18 protein-coding genes are annotated in these 18,714 nt (G+C 42.2%); all 18 read right to left on the bottom strand.

Annotated elements, in window-relative coordinates:
* Positions 1 to 11 precede the first annotated feature (11 nt).
* The 18 genes from flhA to ACXAC4_RS04345 all read right to left on the bottom strand — a co-directional run bounded on the left by flhA (position 12) and on the right by ACXAC4_RS04345 (position 18,622).
* Positions 12 to 2,111 (bottom strand): flagellar biosynthesis protein FlhA, encoded by a 2,100-nt coding sequence (gene flhA / locus ACXAC4_RS04430; protein ID WP_475159313.1) that lies wholly within the window; start codon positions 2,109 to 2,111, stop codon positions 12 to 14.
* A gap of 69 nt (positions 2,112 to 2,180) precedes the next feature.
* Positions 2,181 to 3,311 (bottom strand): flagellar biosynthesis protein FlhB, encoded by a 1,131-nt coding sequence (gene flhB, locus ACXAC4_RS04425; RefSeq protein WP_349287170.1) that lies wholly within the window; start codon positions 3,309 to 3,311, stop codon positions 2,181 to 2,183.
* Positions 3,312 to 3,314: 3 nt separating this feature from the next.
* Positions 3,315 to 4,094, bottom strand: coding sequence for a flagellar biosynthetic protein FliR (gene fliR / locus ACXAC4_RS04420; RefSeq protein WP_349287169.1), 780 nt, complete (start codon positions 4,092 to 4,094; stop codon positions 3,315 to 3,317).
* Position 4,095: 1 nt separating this feature from the next.
* A complete protein-coding gene (gene fliQ / locus ACXAC4_RS04415) occupies positions 4,096 to 4,365 on the bottom strand; it encodes a flagellar biosynthesis protein FliQ (protein WP_058029205.1) in 270 nt (89 codons plus the stop codon).
* 1 nt (position 4,366) lies between these two features.
* Positions 4,367 to 5,107, bottom strand: a complete 741-nt coding sequence (fliP, locus tag ACXAC4_RS04410; RefSeq protein WP_475159311.1) for a flagellar type III secretion system pore protein FliP — start codon at positions 5,105 to 5,107, stop codon at positions 4,367 to 4,369.
* A complete protein-coding gene (fliO, locus tag ACXAC4_RS04405; protein ID WP_475159308.1) occupies positions 5,100 to 5,498 on the bottom strand; it encodes a flagellar biosynthetic protein FliO in 399 nt (132 codons plus the stop codon). Before fliO ends, fliP begins: the two co-directional genes overlap by 8 nt.
* Complete coding sequence (gene fliN / locus ACXAC4_RS04400) at positions 5,495 to 5,893, bottom strand: flagellar motor switch protein FliN (protein WP_475159305.1); 399 nt, start codon at positions 5,891 to 5,893, stop codon at positions 5,495 to 5,497. Before fliN ends, fliO begins: the two co-directional genes overlap by 4 nt.
* 23 nt (positions 5,894 to 5,916) lie before the next feature.
* Positions 5,917 to 7,011 carry a flagellar motor switch protein FliM gene (fliM, locus tag ACXAC4_RS04395; protein ID WP_349287165.1) on the bottom strand — a complete coding sequence of 365 codons (1,095 nt, stop codon included), beginning with the start codon at positions 7,009 to 7,011 and terminating at the stop codon, positions 5,917 to 5,919.
* 10 nt (positions 7,012 to 7,021) lie between these two features.
* Positions 7,022 to 7,546, bottom strand: coding sequence for a flagellar basal body-associated protein FliL (gene fliL, locus ACXAC4_RS04390; RefSeq protein ID WP_138483370.1), 525 nt, complete (start codon positions 7,544 to 7,546; stop codon positions 7,022 to 7,024).
* A gap of 45 nt (positions 7,547 to 7,591) precedes the next feature.
* The gene (locus tag ACXAC4_RS04385; RefSeq protein ID WP_475159301.1) at positions 7,592 to 10,075 is read right to left on the bottom strand and encodes a flagellar hook-length control protein FliK; all 2,484 of its coding nucleotides are present in this window, start codon (positions 10,073 to 10,075) and stop codon (positions 7,592 to 7,594) included.
* Between the two features lie 86 nt (positions 10,076 to 10,161).
* Complete coding sequence (gene fliJ / locus ACXAC4_RS04380) at positions 10,162 to 10,605, bottom strand: flagellar export protein FliJ (protein WP_475159299.1); 444 nt, start codon at positions 10,603 to 10,605, stop codon at positions 10,162 to 10,164.
* Positions 10,605 to 11,936, bottom strand: a complete 1,332-nt coding sequence (gene fliI, locus ACXAC4_RS04375) for a flagellar protein export ATPase FliI (RefSeq protein WP_475159297.1) — start codon at positions 11,934 to 11,936, stop codon at positions 10,605 to 10,607. Before fliI ends, fliJ begins: the two co-directional genes overlap by 1 nt.
* A gap of 18 nt (positions 11,937 to 11,954) precedes the next feature.
* Entirely contained in the window at positions 11,955 to 12,773 is an 819-nt protein-coding gene (fliH, locus tag ACXAC4_RS04370) for a flagellar assembly protein FliH (RefSeq protein WP_475159296.1), read from the bottom strand.
* Between the two features lie 3 nt (positions 12,774 to 12,776).
* Entirely contained in the window at positions 12,777 to 13,820 is a 1,044-nt protein-coding gene (gene fliG, locus ACXAC4_RS04365) for a flagellar motor switch protein FliG (RefSeq protein WP_058029196.1), read from the bottom strand.
* Positions 13,813 to 15,519: a flagellar basal-body MS-ring/collar protein FliF gene (gene fliF / locus ACXAC4_RS04360; RefSeq protein WP_349287159.1), complete on the bottom strand. Its 1,707-nt coding sequence runs from the start codon at positions 15,517 to 15,519 to the stop codon at positions 13,813 to 13,815. The genes fliG and fliF overlap by 8 nt, the downstream gene beginning before the upstream one ends.
* 21 nt (positions 15,520 to 15,540) lie before the next feature.
* Positions 15,541 to 15,879: a flagellar hook-basal body complex protein FliE gene (fliE, locus tag ACXAC4_RS04355; protein WP_058029194.1), complete on the bottom strand. Its 339-nt coding sequence runs from the start codon at positions 15,877 to 15,879 to the stop codon at positions 15,541 to 15,543.
* A gap of 200 nt (positions 15,880 to 16,079) precedes the next feature.
* Positions 16,080 to 17,489 (bottom strand): sigma-54-dependent transcriptional regulator, encoded by a 1,410-nt coding sequence (locus ACXAC4_RS04350; RefSeq protein ID WP_475159292.1) that lies wholly within the window; start codon positions 17,487 to 17,489, stop codon positions 16,080 to 16,082.
* Positions 17,486 to 18,622, bottom strand: a complete 1,137-nt coding sequence (locus ACXAC4_RS04345) for a sensor histidine kinase (RefSeq protein ID WP_475159291.1) — start codon at positions 18,620 to 18,622, stop codon at positions 17,486 to 17,488. The genes ACXAC4_RS04350 and ACXAC4_RS04345 overlap by 4 nt, the downstream gene beginning before the upstream one ends.
* Positions 18,623 to 18,714: the final 92 nt, after the last annotated feature.

Raw genomic sequence — 18,714 nt, 5'->3', positions numbered from 1 at the left:
TTAATTCCTATCTATTGTCCAACTGAGCTTACAATTTTAATTTGTCTTTCATCTGGTACTTCTTGATATGACATCACTCGAAGACCTGGGATCGTATGTTTGACAAACCTTGAAAGCACACTTCTTAACATACCTGAGGTTAGAAGGATGGATGGGTCGCCCAGCATTTCTTGCGTTTGGTGCGCTTCTCTTAATGATGTTTGAAGTCGCTCCGCAAGGCCTGGCTCGATTCCAGCCCCTTCATCACCTGCGTTCTGAAGTGACTGATGCAACATCTGTTCCAACTCAGGCGCCAATGTTATGACAGGGATTTCGTCGGCACCGCCGACAGCGTCTTGAACGATTAATCTACGCAGTGAAATTCTCACTGCAGAGGTTAATACATCTGGGTCTTGACTGCGTGGGCCATACTCAACAAGAGTCTGAACAATCGAGCGCATATCACGAATTGCAACGCCTTCATTCAGTAAGTTTTGCAGCACTTTAACAATCGTAGTAAGAGGTAGAATATCTGGAACTAAGCCTTCTACTAAACGAGGGTGTGACTTAGCAAGCATATCTAATAAATTTTGTACTTCTTCATGCCCTAGTAGTAATGAGGCATTATTTGTAAGCAGTTGACTAATATGAGTTGCGACAACAGTCGCTGCATCTACAACAGTGTAACCTAATGAATGCGCCTCGTCTTTTTGCTCCGGCTTAATCCAAACAGCTTCTAAACCAAAGGCAGGATCAGTCGTTGCTACGCCATTGATTGGGCCAAATACTTGCCCAGGGTTTATGGCTAATTCATCACCATGTTTTAATTCGCCATTTCCTGAACCTACCCCCATAAGGGTGATACGGTATTCATTTGGATCTAATTCAAGATTATCTCTGATGTGCACTGGAGGAACCAAGAAGCCAAGCTCTTGTGAAAGCTTTTTACGAACACCTTTAATGCGGCTTAAAAGCTCACCACCTTGAGCCTGATCAACTAATGGAATTAAACGATAGCCAACCTCTAAGCCAATCACATCGACCGGTTGAACATCATCCCAGCCAAGCTCTTTTTGATCTTGTTGTTTAGCTGCAACATCTCCACCTTTGGCTTCTTGTTGAGCCTGCTCCTCTTCTGCTTTTGCTTTTTGCTGCTGCGTGTAATAAGCCAAGTAACCAAGAAGCGCACCTAAACTTAAAAATGCAATATGTGGCATGCCAGGTACTAGACCCATTGTAATTAAGATACCAGCAGCAATATAGAGAGATTTCTCATTTCCTAACTGAGTTTTAAACTGCTCACCCATGTTATGAGATTCGTTTTGGCGAGTAACGACGATTGCAGTACCAATTGAAAGTAAAAGAGAAGGCAGCTGTGCAACCAGGCCATCACCAATGGTAAGTAATGTATATACTTCCATGGCTCTTGAAAATGTTAAGTCGTGTTGGATCATACCAACAAATAAACCACCAATAATATTGATGGCTAGGATTACAATACCTGCTATCGCATCACCTTTTACGAACTTACTAGCACCATCCATTGAACCGTAAAAATCCGCTTCACGTGTTACTTCGTCGCGGCGTTTGCGTGCTTCATCTGCACTGATAAAACCAGCATTTAAATCAGCATCAATTGCCATCTGTTTACCTGGCATGGCATCTAGAGTGAAACGTGCTGACACTTCAGAAATACGACCAGCACCTTTGGTAATAACTACAAAGTTGATAATAATCAGGATTAAGAAGACAACAAGACCAACGGCATAGTTACCGCCAATAACCACAGAGCCGAACGCTTCAATTACCTTACCAGCAGCATCTCCGCCATTGTGGCCTTCTAGTAATACAACACGAGTACTGGCTACATTCAACGCTAATCGCATGATGGTTGCAATAAGTAGAACCGCTGGAAACATGCCAAACTCTAGTGGTTTCATTGTGTAAACAGTAACGAGTAATACCACCAAAGCCAAAGCGATATTAAAAGAGAATAAGATGTCTAAAAGGAATGGAGGTAAAGGCAAAATTACCATGCCCAAAGCCGCAAGCACTAATAATGGTGTTCCGACCCCTTTTGCATAGTCTTTTTTATTCTCATTAAGACCTTGTAAAACTGCTTTAAAATCCATAACTTAACAACTACAAAATATTGACACTGGTCTAATAAAGCAATTAGTGAGCCAATAAATTTACAGGATTTAATGTTTTACATCATCTGGGATAGGCAAGTTATTACTGAGCTTTGTTGGTCTTCTTCCACGACCTTTTTGATAACGTTTTAGCTGAAATACATAGGCTAAAACTTGTGCCACGGCAGTGAAAAGTTGATCTGGAATTTGATCGCCAACTTCAGTGGTGTGATAGAGTGAGCGTGTTAAGACGGGAGACTCAACAATAGGGACCTCATTACCTTTAGCAATTTTCCTTATCTGCATTGCTAACTCATCAACACCTTTAGCAAGCACAATCGGTGCTCCTGCTTTTTCTGTGTCGTATTTAAGCGCAACTGAATAGTGAGTCGGGTTTGTAACAACGACATCGGCATCTGGCACATCCTGCATCATGCGCCTTTGTGACATTTCGCGTTGTGTTCGTCGAATTCGCGCTTTTATTTGCGGATCACCTTCTGAGTTTTTGTACTCATCTTTCACTTCTTGCAACGTCATTTTTAGTTGCTTGTGGTGGTTATAGCTTTGGTAAGGCGCATCTATTGCTGAGATGATTATCATTGTGCAACTAAGCGCCAAAAACATCCAAGCCAGAATTTCTAGGGCATGAATAATTGAACTTGGGACCTGCTCAATACTCAAGTGTAGAATTTCATAAAAAAACATTTGTATTAATAAAATTGCGAAGCCAGCAACCAATACAAATTTAAGAATAGCTTTCACTAACTCTATGGCTGCTTGAGGACCCAGCATACGCTTGATCCCTTTCATAGGAGACATCTTGCTTGCCTTGGGTGCAGCTGCTTGCCAACTGAAGTTAAAGCCTCCCAGCAAAGTATTCCCAACGATACCTGCGATTGTGATGATAAATACAAACATAGCCATCGGAAAAAATAACTCAGAAAACATTTCTCCCCAAACAGAGAACATTTTCGTGGTGTCGTAAGTTTCATTTCGATTCAATGTTAGCCCACGACCCATAATGTTATAGAGGCCTTTCGCGATTGCAGGTCCATACATTAATAAAGCAATCGCTGAGAAGATCAGCACGAAAGTAGTGCCAAGATCCTTTGAACGGGCAACTTGCCCTTTCTTACGAGACTCATTTATTTTTTTATCTGTGGGTTCTTCGGTCCTCTCTTGACCAGAATCTTCAGCCATTCTCTACACCGTACAGCCAATTAAATTACAAAGTAACTCTGTCATTTTAAGCCACTGAAATTCATATTGCACAATGAAGTTACCCAGAGTCGCCCATATAATCATTAAACCAGCAACAAGCGTAAATGCAAAACCAACCGCGAAAATATTCATTTGGGGTGAAGCCCTAGTGATAATACCAAATGAAAGATTAATCACTAACATCGCGGTTAAGGGAGCAAGAGAAAGTGCCAAGGCTGTTGCAAACATCCACCCTCCCCAATTCACGATTTGCCAATAATTATCAATTGACCAAGTAAACTGACCGATAGGGATACTTTCAAAGCTGTATAACACCATTTGGATCATCATCAAATGGCCATTAAAAACAAAAAAGAGTAGTGTTGAAAGGATCAGGTAAAACTGACCCACAGCGGGGACACTCAAGCCATTCGCAGGATCAACAACTGACGCAAAACCCAAGCCGGTTTGCATTGCTAGTATTTGACCTGCAATGATAAACGTATTTAATAGCAGCATTGACGCAAAGCCAATGGCAAAACCAATAATCATCTCTTCTATGACTACCAGCACCATGGCAAAAGAAAATAAGTCTGTAAATTGAGACTTGGGCAGCATAGGCATCGCTGCAAAGGTGATCACAACGCACAATGCTAACTTTATGCGAGTCGGTACACTTTTCGCACCCAGACCGGCCATAATCATCATCATGCTTGTGACTCTCACTAAAGGAAGGATAAAGTCACTGAGCCACTGTAAAATTACAGCAAAAGTAAATTCCATTTTAACCTGCGATTTCAGGTATTTGCATTATCAACCCTTGAAAATAGTCCATTAAAACCTGAGTCATCCAATGACCACCAACTATCAATGCAATTATTGTGATAATCAAACGAGGTAAAAAGCTGAGTGTCTGTTCGTTAATAGAGGTCGCCGCTTGAAACACAGCAACAACTAAGCCCACCATTAAACCGGGAAGTACAATAGCAGCAACGAGTTTGATAACAACAAATAGTGCGTCACTTAATATGTCGACAAAAACTTCTGGTTCCATATCAGACTCCTAGGCCAAAACTTCGAGCAAGCGTCCCCATAACTAACCCCCAACCATCAACAAGAACAAACAGCATGATCTTAAATGGCAAGGCAACAATCATTGGCGATAGCATCATCATACCCATGGCCATCAAAACACTGGCTACGACGAGGTCAACAATCAAAAATGGGATGAAAAACATAAAACCAATAATAAATGCGGTTTGTAATTCACTCGTCACGAATGCCGGAATAATCACCACAAAGGGGGTGTCTTCAGGGCTATCAAGCTTGTCATAGCCTGCAATTTTCGCAAAGGTTTCAAGATCTTTGATTCTTGTCTGTGACAACATAAAGGCCTTAATTGGCTCTTTCGCTTGCTCTAGTGATTGGATCGAAGTGAGCTCTTCATTGAGATAGGGCTGAACCGCTCTTTCATTAATTTGTGAAAATATTGGCGCCATAATGAAGAAGGTCAAAAACAGCGACATACCAAGCAAAATCTGATTTGAAGGAGATTGCTGTAAACCGATTGCTTGTCGAAGTATGGCTAACACAACAATAATACGTGTAAATGAGGTCATCATAATGACTGCCGCAGGTATAAAGCTTAGAGCTGTCATTAAAGCCAAAACTTGTAGTGTTACAGAATACTCTTGGGACCCATCTGGATTCGTAGTAACACTCAGCGCTTCTATTCCTTCTGCACCAGCAAAAGGCGCTAGTAGCAAAAATAATATGCCTATACTTAACTTAATCATCTGCTTTGTTCTTCTTATTGGCCGGCATCATAAAGCGGCTTAACTCTTTTGCAAAAGCAGGGGTATTTTGGTCACTCAAGGGCGTTTCGAGCTGATACAAATAATTAATGTTTTGAGAAGTGACCCCCAGGAGGTGGTGCTTGCCATCAAGCTCAATCACCATCAAACGTTCTCTGTTACCCAAAGGAAAGCTTCTAACAACTTTAAAGTCGGGGCTATTACCTAGACTAGGATTAAGCCTTTTTAAAAGTACCGCCATACCAACAATTAAGCCTAACACCAAAAAAAGTGATAGGCTCATTGATACTAAATCGCTACTCAGACCAATATTACTTGACCCAGCAAGTGCCGGAGCGGAAAACCCTGCAACCGGAAGCAACCCCTTTTTCATCGTAGCTTCTTAATTCGCTCAACTTGACTGATAACGTCAGTAAGACGAATACCAAACTTGTCATTCACGACAACGACTTCTCCGTGAGCGATAAGCGTACCATTTACAAGCACATCCAGCGGCTCACCCGCAACTCTATCAAGCTCAACAACTGACCCCTGGTTAAGCTGAAGTAAATTACGAATATTAATCTTAGAACGACCTACTTCCATCGAAATGGTGACCGGGATATCTAAAATAGTATCAAGCTTACGCTTTTCTTCAGCAGATAAACTTTGAGACGAATCTTGAAGTTCATCGAGCTCTGCAATTGCAACATCGCCGCCGTCATCAGCTCCTTCTGCTTCTGCTAAGGCCGCAGCCCATTCATCCATAGTATCTTGATCATCGCTCATAACTTAAAACCTAATAGTTAACCTTACCAATCTAAATCCACACCCTCTGATAGGTGTAGATCTTCCTCTAGCTCTGCCAGCTCAGCGTCAGAATCGAGCTTTTTCCCGCCTTTTGTGAAAACATGAAGCTCAGACTTAACAGATTCAGGGCGTTTAATTTTTTCACTAATTTGTAGTGCAACATTATCTCTAGAACGGCCCATTTTCGCTCTAAACGTTGGTAAATCTTCAACAAAAACAGTTATATGCTCTGGCATTTCAACTGGAATAACATCGCCAGCTTTGAGGCCCATAACCTGTTCTAATGATAAATCTATTTCTAACAGTTGCGTAGATAGCTCTACTTCGACATCCATGATTTCATCACGTAACGCTTTACTCCAGCGCAAATCAGTATCTTCTGTATCTGATTGCACACCTGCATCTAACAGCTCTCGAATAGGCTCAAGCATTGAGTAAGGTAGTGAGATATGAAAGTCACCGCCGCCGCCATCAAGCTCTATATGAAATGAACTTATAACAACCACTTCAGTTGGGCTCACAATATTCGCCATCGCTGGGTTTACTTCTGAGTCTAAGTACTCAAAAGACACATCCATTACAGGCGCCCATGCTTCTTTGTAGTCCTCGAAGATGATTTTAAGAAGCATCTGCACGATACGACGTTCGGTTGGTGTGAATTCTCGGCCTTCGATTTTTGCATGGTAACGGCCATCACCACCAAAGAAATTATCTACTAAGATAAATACCAAGCGCGCTTCCATGGTGATCAAGCCAGTACCTTTTAAAGGTCTAAATCTCACCATGTTGAGGCTGGTTGGGACAAACAAGGTATGTATGTACTCACCAAACTTGAGCATTTGTACACCGTTTATAGAGACTTCAGCGGTACGGCGCATCATATTAAATAGGCTGATCCGCATATGCCTTGCAAATCGTTCGTTAACGATTTCAAGGGTCGGCATACGACCACGAACAATACGATCTTGAGAAGAGAAGTCATACTGCAGTGCACCAGCAGAGGACTCGCCGCCCTCTTCAACTATCTCGTCTTCTTCGACTTCATCAACACCGTGTAAGAGCGCATCAATTTCGTCTTGGGATAATAAATCGCTCACTTAACCCTCGCTACTGCATAACAAAGCCGGTGAATAACACGCGTTCGATCACTTTACTGCCTTCAACAGCTTCCATCGCGGCCTGTACTTTATCTAAGGCCGTTAGACGAATTGTCTCTTTGCCCGCTGACGTACTCAACTCGTCAGCAGTTGTAGTTGAAAGCACACCTAACAGTGTACTTTCAATAAGTGGAATATGTTTCTTAGCAACTTCTTCATTAACGTCACCACGAACAAGAAGTTGTACTTTAATTTGGACAATTCGATCTCGGCTTGCGCCTGGCACATTGAATACGAAAGGTCTTGGCATCGCCACGTATAATGCACTACCAAGTTCTGCACCTGAAGACTCAGAAGCAGCCTCTGTCGCAACCGTTTCTTCCGCTAAAGTCTCAGCCGGCTCTTCATCACCTGATAAAAATAAAAAAGCCCCAACAGCACCTGCAATTAACACTACAGCCGCAGCAATGATAATAATGAGCTTTTTCTTGCCGCCACCCGACTCTTCAATTTCTAAATCAGTTTCTTCTGCCATGCCTAGCCTTCAAGTTTATTCTAATCTAATCAATATTAGCAGCAGTTATGCGTAGTAATCTATGCCGGATTCACTGCTTGATGAATTTGTTCTAGTTTGTTGGCTATTTTGCGCTTGTGACTCCTGATTAGCAAGCTTTGAATTACCAAGTTCTTGAGCTTCATCAGTACCTTGCTCAGAACTTGAACCAGAATCCTGTTGAATATTACTTTCTCCTAGCTGGATACCTTGCTCAGCAAGCATTTCTTTAAGTTTAGGCATAGATTGTTCTAATGCCTCTTTTGCTTGCTGGTTTTGAACCACAAAATTCACCTGGGCCTGTTCTGCTTCACTGCGAATGCGAATTTGCATACTGCCTAACTCTGGCGGATCGAGGCGAATCTCCGCTTCTTTATTATTAATGTTCAGCATTGCATTTACTTTGTCATGTAATGCTTTTACCGCATCATTTTTCTGCAGGTTAAATGTTTGAGCAATATTTGGGTCAGTACTTGCCTTTTGAGTGACGGCTGCACTTTGCTGCGTTTGCGCATTTTGCAATACATTATCAAACTGTTGAACTGATTGAGAAATATCTAAATCGTGTGTTGATTGCATATTCGCTAATGGTGTCTGCTGTATTATCGACTTGAAAATATTCTCTGTTTGCGGGCTCATCTCAGCTTTACGGCCTTGCTTTGTAAACTGTTCATTATTAGCCTGCATTACGTCTGATAAATCAGCAGTTGAAACTTGCTCATTCTTTGCTTGTTCTACAGATGCTTGAGCTGTCTCAGATAAACTTTGAGCTGTTACTTTTGTACTGTTGTAGTTAGCTAAATCAGCATTGCCTTTATTCTGAGTTCCCATAACACCAATAGCGCTGGCTGTTTTTGGTTCAGTTTTTTTAGCATCTTGGTCATGCATATCAATACTTGATTTAAGTATTGATAGTGTCTGTTCAGCACGTTCCAATTGCACATCATCTAACTTTCCACTATCAACGGCCTGTTGTAATGAGTGCTGTAGTGCAAGTTTCTCTTGGTTTGGCAGCGACTTTATTTGCTGCTCTAAAGCACTAGGGTTGACAGGGGTTTTATCTGCCAAATTTACCACTTTATCTGTAACTCGGTTACTGCCTTCTTGGCGTTCAATTACCTTATCTAGATGTGTCACTACTTTTGCGTCATTAGAAATAGAAACATTATCTGCTGTGGGCTCTTTTACAGATTGCTTAAAGTCAGTTGTTAAAGTATCTACCCTTTTATCAGCGTGTATTTGAGATAATCTATTGTTTTGTTCATTTGATTTTTGAGTAACATCAATATCAGATTTCTTAATCGCATTTAAATCTGACACTTGGTTAACATCAGCATCTGGTTGCACCTCATTCATTAGCATAGATGATGGTTTTTCGCTTGATTTAGGTGAAGTTTGCTGTACCGCTACATTGCTAATTAACTTTTCACTTTTACTAGCCTGATTATTAACCGACTCCGTAAGCTCCTCATTCACCTTACCTGACTGAGCAACAGGTTGAGATTGTATTTGTTCATTTAAAATTTTCGGTTTGCCGTCTTTAGATAGACCCTGAGGTTCTTGAGTTGCTTTACTTGCTAATGACGATGTAGCGTTGACTTCACCAGTGTGGCTAGATGATTTAGTATCCACTTGCATTTTCCCACCAAGTAATGAAACTAGCTCAGATTTAGCAGGCATTACTTTTACCGCTTCATTTTCATCTCGCCCTAAGTCTGGTGGTGAAATTTTATCCGCTTCTTTCTCAGTGTTTACAGGCAGAACTTCTTTACTTCTATCAAACTGTTTTAGCACGTCTTTCAATGCTTTTGGCACTGGCGCGAGGTGCTGTTTTACATCGGTAGTTTGAGCTGTCGAAGCTTGGATCTGAGCAAGTAATTTATCAGAGGTTGAAGGCTCAACTTGAGCATTTGTAAGCGTACCAGTGTGACTAGGTGTATTAATATTTTGTTTATTTGGCTTGGCAACTTCAGGTTGTTCGACTTGACTAGCATTCAAAGCATTATTATCAGTAACTGGCTTAGTCGCTTGTTGACCTTCGGCACTCACCTGCTCATGATCTTGTTGTCCATGATAAAAACTAATATTTGCTTTTTGCTCAGTGTCTTTTGTCGTAGCTATTTGTTCTAAGTTTTTTTTCTTATCATCAACAGCTTGTTCACTCGCTTCGCGAGCGTTTTCTACTAAAGGCGTTTCACTCGACTCTTTCTGCTCTGGATCACTATTAGATAAAGCCCCTGCTTTTTTAGAGTCTGCCACCATGAGTTTGTCTACATCACTGACTTTCTCATTGTGCTCACTCACTGGCTTTTGGGTAATTTCAATAGCATCTTGTTCACTCGCACTATTTTTAGTTGTAACTTTCGTTGAATCAATGCTCGTTGATGCATTTTCAGCTCGCTCTAACTCTGAATGAAAGGCGTTTTTGTCTGCTTGCTCTTTTTCACTGGCAAATCGCGCTTTTTCAGCTTGGCTCAATTTTAGATCCACTTCTAATTTTAAATTAAGCATATCTACACCTTTTCAGAGCGGCAAACGTAAGCCGCATTAGTATTAAATTCTATAACCTGTAAAAATAAAGCAATATTTAAGCCAAGCTAGCTTGCAATCCGTCTCATAAATATATTCGTTGCGAACTCGTCTAACATTTTTTGTTCAGCTTTATTTTCTTTGGCTTGCTTTTCAATTGCTTTCTTTTCAATTAACTTTGCAATCGCCTTAGTTTTCGCTTGTTGAGCTAACCACAATTTACGACGCTGCTCTTCAACTTGTTTCGCCGTTCTCACCGTTGTTGCTTGCTGGTTTATCGCTTCTTCAATTTTGTTGATGAAAGAATTGTACTGTTTGATGCTTTCACAACTCATTCCTTGCTTGGCTCTGTTATGAAGCTGTTGACTATACTCCAATCGAAAGTCGTTTAGGCCCTGAAGTTTTTGTTGGTTACTGACAAAGTTTTGCTGCGCTTGCACATAATTAATGCGTAAGTTCTCTTCTTTATCGGTCTCAAGTTTGAGTAATAATTCTAATTTATTTTTAGCCATTAGCCTTGTCCTAGTAACTGTGCGAGGCCTTGTAAGCATTCATCATAGCGCAGTACATCTTTCATACCTTGCTGCAAGAAACCATTCACTTGCGGCATCATTTGTATGGCTTGATCTAGCATGGGGTCGCTTCCCTGTTGATAAGCACCTAATGTGATCATGTCTTTGTTTTGCTGGTACATTGAATAAACTTGTTTAAGTACACGAGCCTGCTGCATATGCGGCTCAGAAACCACTTGTGGCATAACTCGACTAATAGACTTTTCGATGTCTATCGCCGGGTAATGGCCGCTGTCAGCCAGCTCACGGGATAAAACAATGTGTCCATCTAGAATTGCACGCGCTGAGTCGGCGATGGGGTCTTGCATGTCATCACCTTCACTTAAAACAGTGAAGAATGCCGTTATAGATCCTTGCCCTTCACCTCCATTACCGGCTCGCTCCACCAGCGCAGGTAGCTTTGCAAATACTGAAGGCGGGTAGCCTTTAGTCGCTGGCGGCTCACCGACTGCCAGTGCTATTTCACGCTGCGCCATAGCATAACGTGTCACTGAATCTAAAAGTAATAAGACATTTAAACCTTGATCGCGAAAGTACTCTGCTATAGTAACTGCACTCTCGCAGCCTTTTAAACGCATCAAAGGAGAAGCATCAGCAGGAGCCGCAACCACAACTGACCGGCGTCTACCTTCTGGACCTAAAATTTCATCAATAAACTCTTTTACTTCGCGGCCACGCTCCCCCACCAAACCTACAACAATGACATCCGCCTCACTACCACGGGTCATCATGCCAAGTAAAACTGATTTACCCACACCACTGCCCGCAAATAATCCCATACGCTGGCCTTGCCCAACAGTAATGATCGAGTTTATTGCACGCACACCCACATCCATAGGTTGGCTGATTGGGCGTCTCGCCAGTGGGTTGATTGGATCTTGAGCAAACTTAAGATAGTGCTCTGCTTCAATAGCACCTAAACCATCTAATGGTCTTCCAAGGCCATCGACGACTCGACCTAATAAGCACATGCCAACTGGTAGACCGGTTTCGTTTAATTGTGGGATCACTCGGGCACCTGGTAATACACCAGAAATGTGATCGTTTGGCATGAGATAAAGTGTATCGCCATTGAAGCCAATCACTTCGGCATCGACAAAACCGCGAATGGTTTCGATTTTACATTGACTGCCAACTGGTGCACTCAAACCTCGCGCTTCGAGGGTCAACCCCACCACGCGAGTCAAGCTGCCAGCAACAGGCGTAGCAAATGGCTTAATGTGTTTTTGATAGCGTGTTAAACGCTCAGCTAAAGGACTTTGGACACTCATGCATGATAATTTCTGGTATTAGATACCACTATCATGCAAAAACTTCTCCATAATTTCGGTTAATCGTGTTTTAAGTGTCATATCTATCGAAGACTGGGCTGTTTTTACCTCACAACCGCCTCTGTCTAGTGTTGGTTCAGCCACCAGTTGCCAGTGCTGTTGTTGAAGGTGCTCAACGCCATAGGCTTCTTCTACTAAATTTAGGTCTTCTGGATTCAAGTGAATTTTGACCGCTTGATCTCCCATAGGTAAAGCATCAATAGCTTTTTTCAGCGCCACTAAAATAAGCTCAGGATGAGTTTGCAACTCTTTAAACACCACTTGCTCCGCCAATAATTTGGCAAGGTGAACAAGTTGCTTCTCTACCGTTTCATCGACCTTATTTAAAGGCGCAGTCATACCTTCAATTAACTGACCTAAGTACTGCAACTTCTCTTCAATTAATGGCTTGGCATCGTTCAATCCTTGCTCTTTGCCTATTTCTAGGCCTTCTTTGTAACCGGCTTCTTTTCCTTCTGTAACACCTTTATCGAATCCTTCGATATAACCTTGTTCGTGACCTTGCTTGATGCCTTCTTCATAAGCGTCTTGACGGATCTGCTCAAGCTCTTCAAGCGTCAGTGTAGGAAACTCTTCTGGCTCTTGCGTTTCTGGTTCATCTTCATGCGTATGCTGCTGATTTTGATAAACTTGCTCAAGCGGTTGCCCAAATGCCGTAGAACGGCCTGAGAACTTGGTCGGATCTTCGCTGACATCCGGAATTGGCCAGCTTTTTAGCAATTCATCAATGGCTTCGCCTTCAACCGGCCTGCCTTTATAAAACTTTTTATCACTCATCGATTATAAGAACTCTTCACCGCCACCACCTCCCAGCATAATCTCACCTGAATCTGCAAGACGACGAGCTGTAGATAAGATTTCTTTCTGTGCTGCTTCTACTTCACTGATACGCACTGGTGGCATTGCTTCAAGGTCATCCGCCATCATCTCAGCTGCACGTTTAGACATATTAGCTAAGATCTTGTCTTTTAGTGCATCGTCAGTACCTTTGATTGCTTTCATCAATACATCTTGTTGTACTTCACGCAGAATAGCTTGAATACCACGATCCTCAACATCCATCAGGTTCTCAAATACAAACATCAGATCTTGAATTTGCTGTGACATCTCTTCGTCATGCTCACGGATTGAATCCATTAACTGACCTTCAACATTGGTGTCTAGGTAGTTCATGATATCTGCTGCCGCTTTTAAGCCGCCCATTTTCGCAGCTTGCGCACCGGCTTGACCTGCGAACTGTTTCTCCATAATCTCGTTTAGCTCTTGTAGTGCGGCTGGCTGAACTTCTTCTAAGTTCGCAATACGCATAGTCAAATCTAGGCGGACTTTTTCAGGGAATTGCGACAAAATTTCGGCGGACTGTTCTGGCTCTAAATAACTTAATACGATGGTTTGGATCTGCGGGTGCTCGTTACGAATAATATTGGCAACTTGCTTTGAGTCCATCCATTTCAATGAGTCTAGACCTTTCGCTCCAGAACCCATGACAATTTGGTCAATTAGGCTTGCCGCTTTATCTTCACCAAGTGCAGCCGTAAGTGCTTTTTTAATAAAGTCTTCAGATTGGAAACCTATGGTACTGAAGCTTTGGATCTGCTCAATAAATAGGTTATGAACCGCACTGATCTTAGCTTGTGAAAGATCGTCTAAGGCTGCCATAGCCATACCGACCTTCTGCACTTGTTTTGGCTCAAGATGTTTTAAAATTTGTGCAGCATCTTCTTCAGTTAAGCTCAGTAATAAGATGGCGGCTTTATCAACCCCATCGAGTTTCTCAACATCAAAAGCTGCTGGGAGCTGTTTTTGTTCTTCTTCGTTACTCATCTTCCGTTAACCACGCTTTCACAACTTGTGATGATAATTCTGGTTCATTGGCTACAAGCGCTCTTACTGCTTTCAGTAAGTCTTCGTCGCCGTGTAAGTCTGGTAATTGTAAAGTACCATCTGATGAGAAGCCAACTGCTGATGAATCAAACTCATTGTTCAGCATATCTAATGTGCTATCACCTAAGTCTACGCCGGTTGTTAACGCATCTTCATCAAAGTCTTCTAGTGTGTCATCTGGGTCAATCAGGCGTTTCAGCATCGGACGAACAACCGCTAGAATAAGCACGATAATAACCAATGCACCAAGCGCAAGACGGATTGTTTTCATAAACCAATCTTGTTCCCACAGAGGCAGATCAGCTTGCTCAATGATATCTTCACGAACAAACGGGACAGTTACGACTTCTAGCGCATCACCACGTTGCATATCAAAGCCCACACCGCCTTGAAGTAGACGACGAATATTCATCAACTCCTCTTGGCTACGTGGTGCCATTGTCATATTGCCTTCTTCATCTGCTTTTGGCAGATAATCCACTGCCACAGACACGCTGATGCGACGAATAACCCCTGTTTGCTGACGCTTGTGGCTAATAGTTGTATCTAATTCATAGTTACGAGTGGCTTCTTTTTGTGAACGAGAAGGCGATGACCCTTGACCGTTAGCGCCACCTGCAATCTCAGGAATATTTGAATTAACTGGTGGTTGGTTCGATAGCGCGCCAGGAATACCTGCGGTAATACCACCGATGTTGCTTTCTTCGAAAGTCGTTTCGCTGCGTACAGCAGGTAAGTCTGGATTATAGCGTTTCTGTGTTTCTTCAACTGCGCTAAAGTCCATAGTTAAATCTACTTGTGCGGTATACTTACCGAGGCCAACAACAGGAATAAGGATGCTATCAATTTTTTCTAAATATTCTTGTTCACGCTTACGTTCAATTTCGTACTCTTTACGCGAGCGTGCAGCCAGAGAGTCTTGCGAACCTGAATTTAACAAACGACCGTTTTGATCTGTGACGGTAACACGAGCTGGTTCTAAACCTTGCACTGCTGAAGCCACGATATCTACAATCGAATCAACTTCTTCACCGCCAAGCGTTCTGCCACGCTTTAGAGTAATAACCACGGTAGCTGACGGCTTTTTCTCGCGACGCGCAAATACATTTTCTTTGGGAATAGCCAACAAAACTTTGGCACGGTTGATATCTTGCAGCTCTTCTATGGTACGAGCTAATTGCTGTTCTCGACTATGCTTGAGGCGCTCACGCTCTAGGCGCTGACTCACACCAAAGCCCATGTCTTGCATCAGAATATCTGTGCCAGAGCTTGGCGCTTGTGTGAAACCATCACGGGCCATTTGTAGTTTTATGGTTTGGTAATCGGTTTCGGCAACCATGATGGTGTTGCCTTCCAGCTCATAATCAATTTTTTGAGCATCTAGAAAGTCTAGAGTCTGGACTAACTCTTCGGTTGGGTACTGGCCCAGTGGGCGCATATCAGGTTGGCGTGCCCAAATGATAATCGCAATTGCTATTGCCAAACAAATAGCTAAAGCAATGATAATAGTCACCTGGCGAAGCATATCAACGCCACTTAATGCGCTCAAATATCCCGACTTTTGCTCTTGCTGCTCTTCAGAGCCAGCGCCAGCAGTGCCATCGGTTAAAGTCAGATCGGTTGATTGATTCGTTGCCACGGTGCTACTCCACTACCCAGATTAAACTGGCATATTCATGATTTCTTTATAAGATTCTACAAGTTTATTTCTCACTTGTACCGTTGCTTCGAAAGCCACTGATGATTTTTGTGATGCTATCATGACTTCGGCAAGTGAAACACTTCTATCACCCATCTCTAGTGCCGTTACTTTTGATTTAGCATCTTTTTGTAAACCATTTACCGTATTGATTGCGTCTGACAGCAAATCGCCAAATTGCGCTGAAGAAGTCGCCGCGGTTTTTTGCACTGCAACTTCATTGGTTTTAATGGTATTTCTCGTTGCCTCTACTGCTAGAGACTGCATTTCTTGATAAAGAGAGTTTGGTTGGATTTTCATAACACCCACTCCAATAAAAACATATAACTTGTAAAAGCACAAAGTGTGCCACAAATTACCCCTTTATTTTCAGTGTGTTAAGTTAATATAATGTGAGTCGACTTTTTGACAATAATACCAACTCTCTTAATTAAGCGATCTATTTTGAGGCAAGGTATAATAAAGAGGCCAAGATTTTGACCTCTTATAGAGAAGAAAAGTTATGCTGGTAATGAGATCCCCATATCACGCATTTTTGCCAACTTATAACGTAAAGTTCTTGGGCTCATACCCAGTACCTCTGCAACGTCTTTACGCTTACCATTACACTTATGAAGCGTATCTAAAATAATTTGATGCTCTTTATCTTGTAAAGTCGCTTTATAATTTGCAGCATCATAATTTTCTATGTCGCTGATTTCAGGCTCAACATGTCGCGACTGTTGCTCCACATTGATCTGTGGCGCCACTTCCATATTCGTTGCTCTTGTAGTTACTAAGTTTGGTTGGTAATTTTCAATAAAAATATCTTCACCATGTACAGTATCGCCTTGCTGCAAGATCAAAGCACGTTGAACCACATTATCAAGCTCTCTGACATTACCAGGCCAAGAATGTGATAATAACTTTTGCTTTGCACTATCACTTAATTGCACTGCTGGCTTACCTGCTTTGCTGGTATGTCTTACTAACAAGTGCTCAGCTAACACTACGATATCACCTGGGCGCTCATTCAGTGGCAGCCACATCAGAGGAAAAACATTCAAGCGGTAATATAAATCTTCTCTGAACTTACCTTCAGCCACCGCTTCTTTAAGTTCACGGTTACTGGTCGCCAAAACTCTGACGTCTAAGTCGATGGTTTTTCTGCCACCAAGTCGCTCAACTTCTCGCTCTTGCAACACGCGAAGTAGCTTTGCTTGTAAACCTAAATCCATTTCGGTGATTTCATCCAATAAAATGGTGCCTTTTTGTGCTTGTTCGAATTTACCCGGACATGCTTGAATAGCACCTGTGAACGCACCTTTTTCATACCCAAACAAAGTAGCTTCAAGCATATTTTCAGGAATAGCCGCACAATTGATGGCTACAAAGGCTTCATCTTTGCGCTCTGATTTATCGTGAATGAATCGAGCCAATACTTCTTTACCCGAACCACTTGGCCCTAGCACCATAACGCTTGCATCAGATTTAGCGACTTTATTGGCAAGTTCAAGTAATTGCAGACTTTGTGGATCAGCAACCACAGGGCCCTCTGTTTCTTTTTCTTTTGCCGGCATATAACGACTAACCATATTCAGAAGTACTTCTGGCGCGAACGGTTTTGCCATGTAATCAATAGCACCTAAACGCATGGCCTCTACTGCATCGTCAATAGTTGCATAAGCCGTCATCATCAGCACAGGCAAATCTGGGTAGTTAAGCTTAATGGTTTTAAGTAAATCCAAACCACTCATTGCGCCCATTTGTACATCGCTGACCACAATCGAGAAGGTTTGCTTTTTCAAAAGCATCACCGCTTCTTCGGCAGAGCTCGCCTCAACCGTATCAAAACCTGAAAGTTGAAGTGTATCGATTAATGCTTCTCTTAATCCTGCATCATCTTCAACAACTAAAATTGAATGACTCATACAACCTCCAATTGCTTTGTACTGAATGAAATTGGCAGTAATAAACTAAAACATGCCCCGCCGTGTTCATTATTGGTGACTTCTACTTTACCTTTGTGTGAGTTAGCCACTGAGCTAACAACCGCTAAACCTAGGCCTGTGCCTTGGCTTTTTGTGGTAAAGAAAGGTTCAAATATTTTTTCTGACAGCGCTAAATCGATACCAGGGCCATTGTCAGACACTGAAATTCTGACTCTGTCTGACTCTTCATCACGCGCTGCACTTAATGTGATGTGGGCATGTTTGCCAATCACTTGAATACTGTTGTGAATTAAGTTTTGGATGGCACTGGCGAGCGCTGTTTTATTACCTAAAATCTCAATGTCTGGTTCTGGTAAATTTACTTCAAGCTCACTACTATTCATCGCCACCATGGCATCTGCACCCGCTTTCACTTCACTAAGCAGTTGCTGCATAGACACTTTTTCGATCACTTGCTGCTCACCGCTTTTTGCAAACAGCAACATATCGTTTACTTGCGATTCGAGATCTTTCAATCTAGACATCAGTTTTTCATGAAAGCGTGAACGAGATGCTTCAGGCACTTTATTACTACCTAAATTAGCTGCATACAGCATAGCTGCCGAAAGTGGCGTTCTAACTTGGTGCGCTAACGATGCAACCATTTTACCTAGAGAGCTCAAACGCTGCATGTGCGCCATACGTTTCTGTAAACGACGGGTTTCTGTTAGGTCGGTCATTAGAATTAATTGACCCGGCTCTGGTGCAAGTGCAGTAATATCAAGCTTGATCAAACGACCGTCTCGCAATGACACTTCGTGTCCATCGTCTTGTTGTGGGCTAAAAGAGCGCTGAATGATATTAAACCATTTCTCACCTTCTAGCGGCTCGCCCAACATATCAATGGCAATTTGATTTGCTTTGGCAATCATACCTTGACCATCGAGTACCACAACGCCAGCAGGCATAGTATCAACTAGATGACTTAACCAACTTGCTTGTTGGCGTAAGTCGCTTAATTCCCCCACATAAGCCTCCTGCAGTAAACATGGGTTAAACTCTAAATCAGGTCGACGACTTAGAGGCGTTACTGGAGATAAATGTGATGTCTGGGCTAATTGTGCTAGTGCCATAACGTTAATCTCAAAACTTTAAACTAACCCAACAAAGCAGGTTATGTGCCAAAATTAAAAAGCTATTATTTTCAATGGTTAACCTGACTTTA

It is taken from the genome of Pseudoalteromonas sp. AWM4_233 (assembly GCF_056158285.1).
Note: the sequence above shows the minus strand (reverse complement) of the source record. Positions and strands in the feature narration are given on the sequence as shown.

What these genes read in the sequence shown, in the direction of transcription:
- fliQ (WP_058029205.1), bottom strand. Translation starts at nt 4,365, where the DNA reads ATGGAACCAGAAGTTTTTGTCGACATATTAAGTGACGCACTATTTGTT.
- fliN (WP_475159305.1), bottom strand. Translation starts at nt 5,893, where the DNA reads ATGAGCGATGATCAAGATACTATGGATGAATGGGCTGCGGCCTTAGCA.
- flhA (WP_475159313.1), bottom strand. Translation starts at nt 2,111, where the DNA reads ATGGATTTTAAAGCAGTTTTACAAGGTCTTAATGAGAATAAAAAAGAC.
- fliO (WP_475159308.1), bottom strand. Translation starts at nt 5,498, where the DNA reads ATGAAAAAGGGGTTGCTTCCGGTTGCAGGGTTTTCCGCTCCGGCACTT.
- ACXAC4_RS04345 (WP_475159291.1), bottom strand. Translation starts at nt 18,622, where the DNA reads ATGGCACTAGCACAATTAGCCCAGACATCACATTTATCTCCAGTAACG.
- ACXAC4_RS04350 (WP_475159292.1), bottom strand. Translation starts at nt 17,489, where the DNA reads ATGAGTCATTCAATTTTAGTTGTTGAAGATGATGCAGGATTAAGAGAA.
- fliL (WP_138483370.1), bottom strand. Translation starts at nt 7,546, where the DNA reads ATGGCAGAAGAAACTGATTTAGAAATTGAAGAGTCGGGTGGCGGCAAG.
- fliH (WP_475159296.1), bottom strand. Translation starts at nt 12,773, where the DNA reads ATGAGTGATAAAAAGTTTTATAAAGGCAGGCCGGTTGAAGGCGAAGCC.
- ACXAC4_RS04385 (WP_475159301.1), bottom strand. Translation starts at nt 10,075, where the DNA reads ATGCTTAATTTAAAATTAGAAGTGGATCTAAAATTGAGCCAAGCTGAA.
- fliP (WP_475159311.1), bottom strand. Translation starts at nt 5,107, where the DNA reads ATGATTAAGTTAAGTATAGGCATATTATTTTTGCTACTAGCGCCTTTT.
- fliI (WP_475159297.1), bottom strand. Translation starts at nt 11,936, where the DNA reads ATGAGTGTCCAAAGTCCTTTAGCTGAGCGTTTAACACGCTATCAAAAA.
- flhB (WP_349287170.1), bottom strand. Translation starts at nt 3,311, where the DNA reads ATGGCTGAAGATTCTGGTCAAGAGAGGACCGAAGAACCCACAGATAAA.
- fliR (WP_349287169.1), bottom strand. Translation starts at nt 4,094, where the DNA reads ATGGAATTTACTTTTGCTGTAATTTTACAGTGGCTCAGTGACTTTATC.
- fliE (WP_058029194.1), bottom strand. Translation starts at nt 15,879, where the DNA reads ATGAAAATCCAACCAAACTCTCTTTATCAAGAAATGCAGTCTCTAGCA.
- fliG (WP_058029196.1), bottom strand. Translation starts at nt 13,820, where the DNA reads ATGAGTAACGAAGAAGAACAAAAACAGCTCCCAGCAGCTTTTGATGTT.
- fliJ (WP_475159299.1), bottom strand. Translation starts at nt 10,605, where the DNA reads ATGGCTAAAAATAAATTAGAATTATTACTCAAACTTGAGACCGATAAA.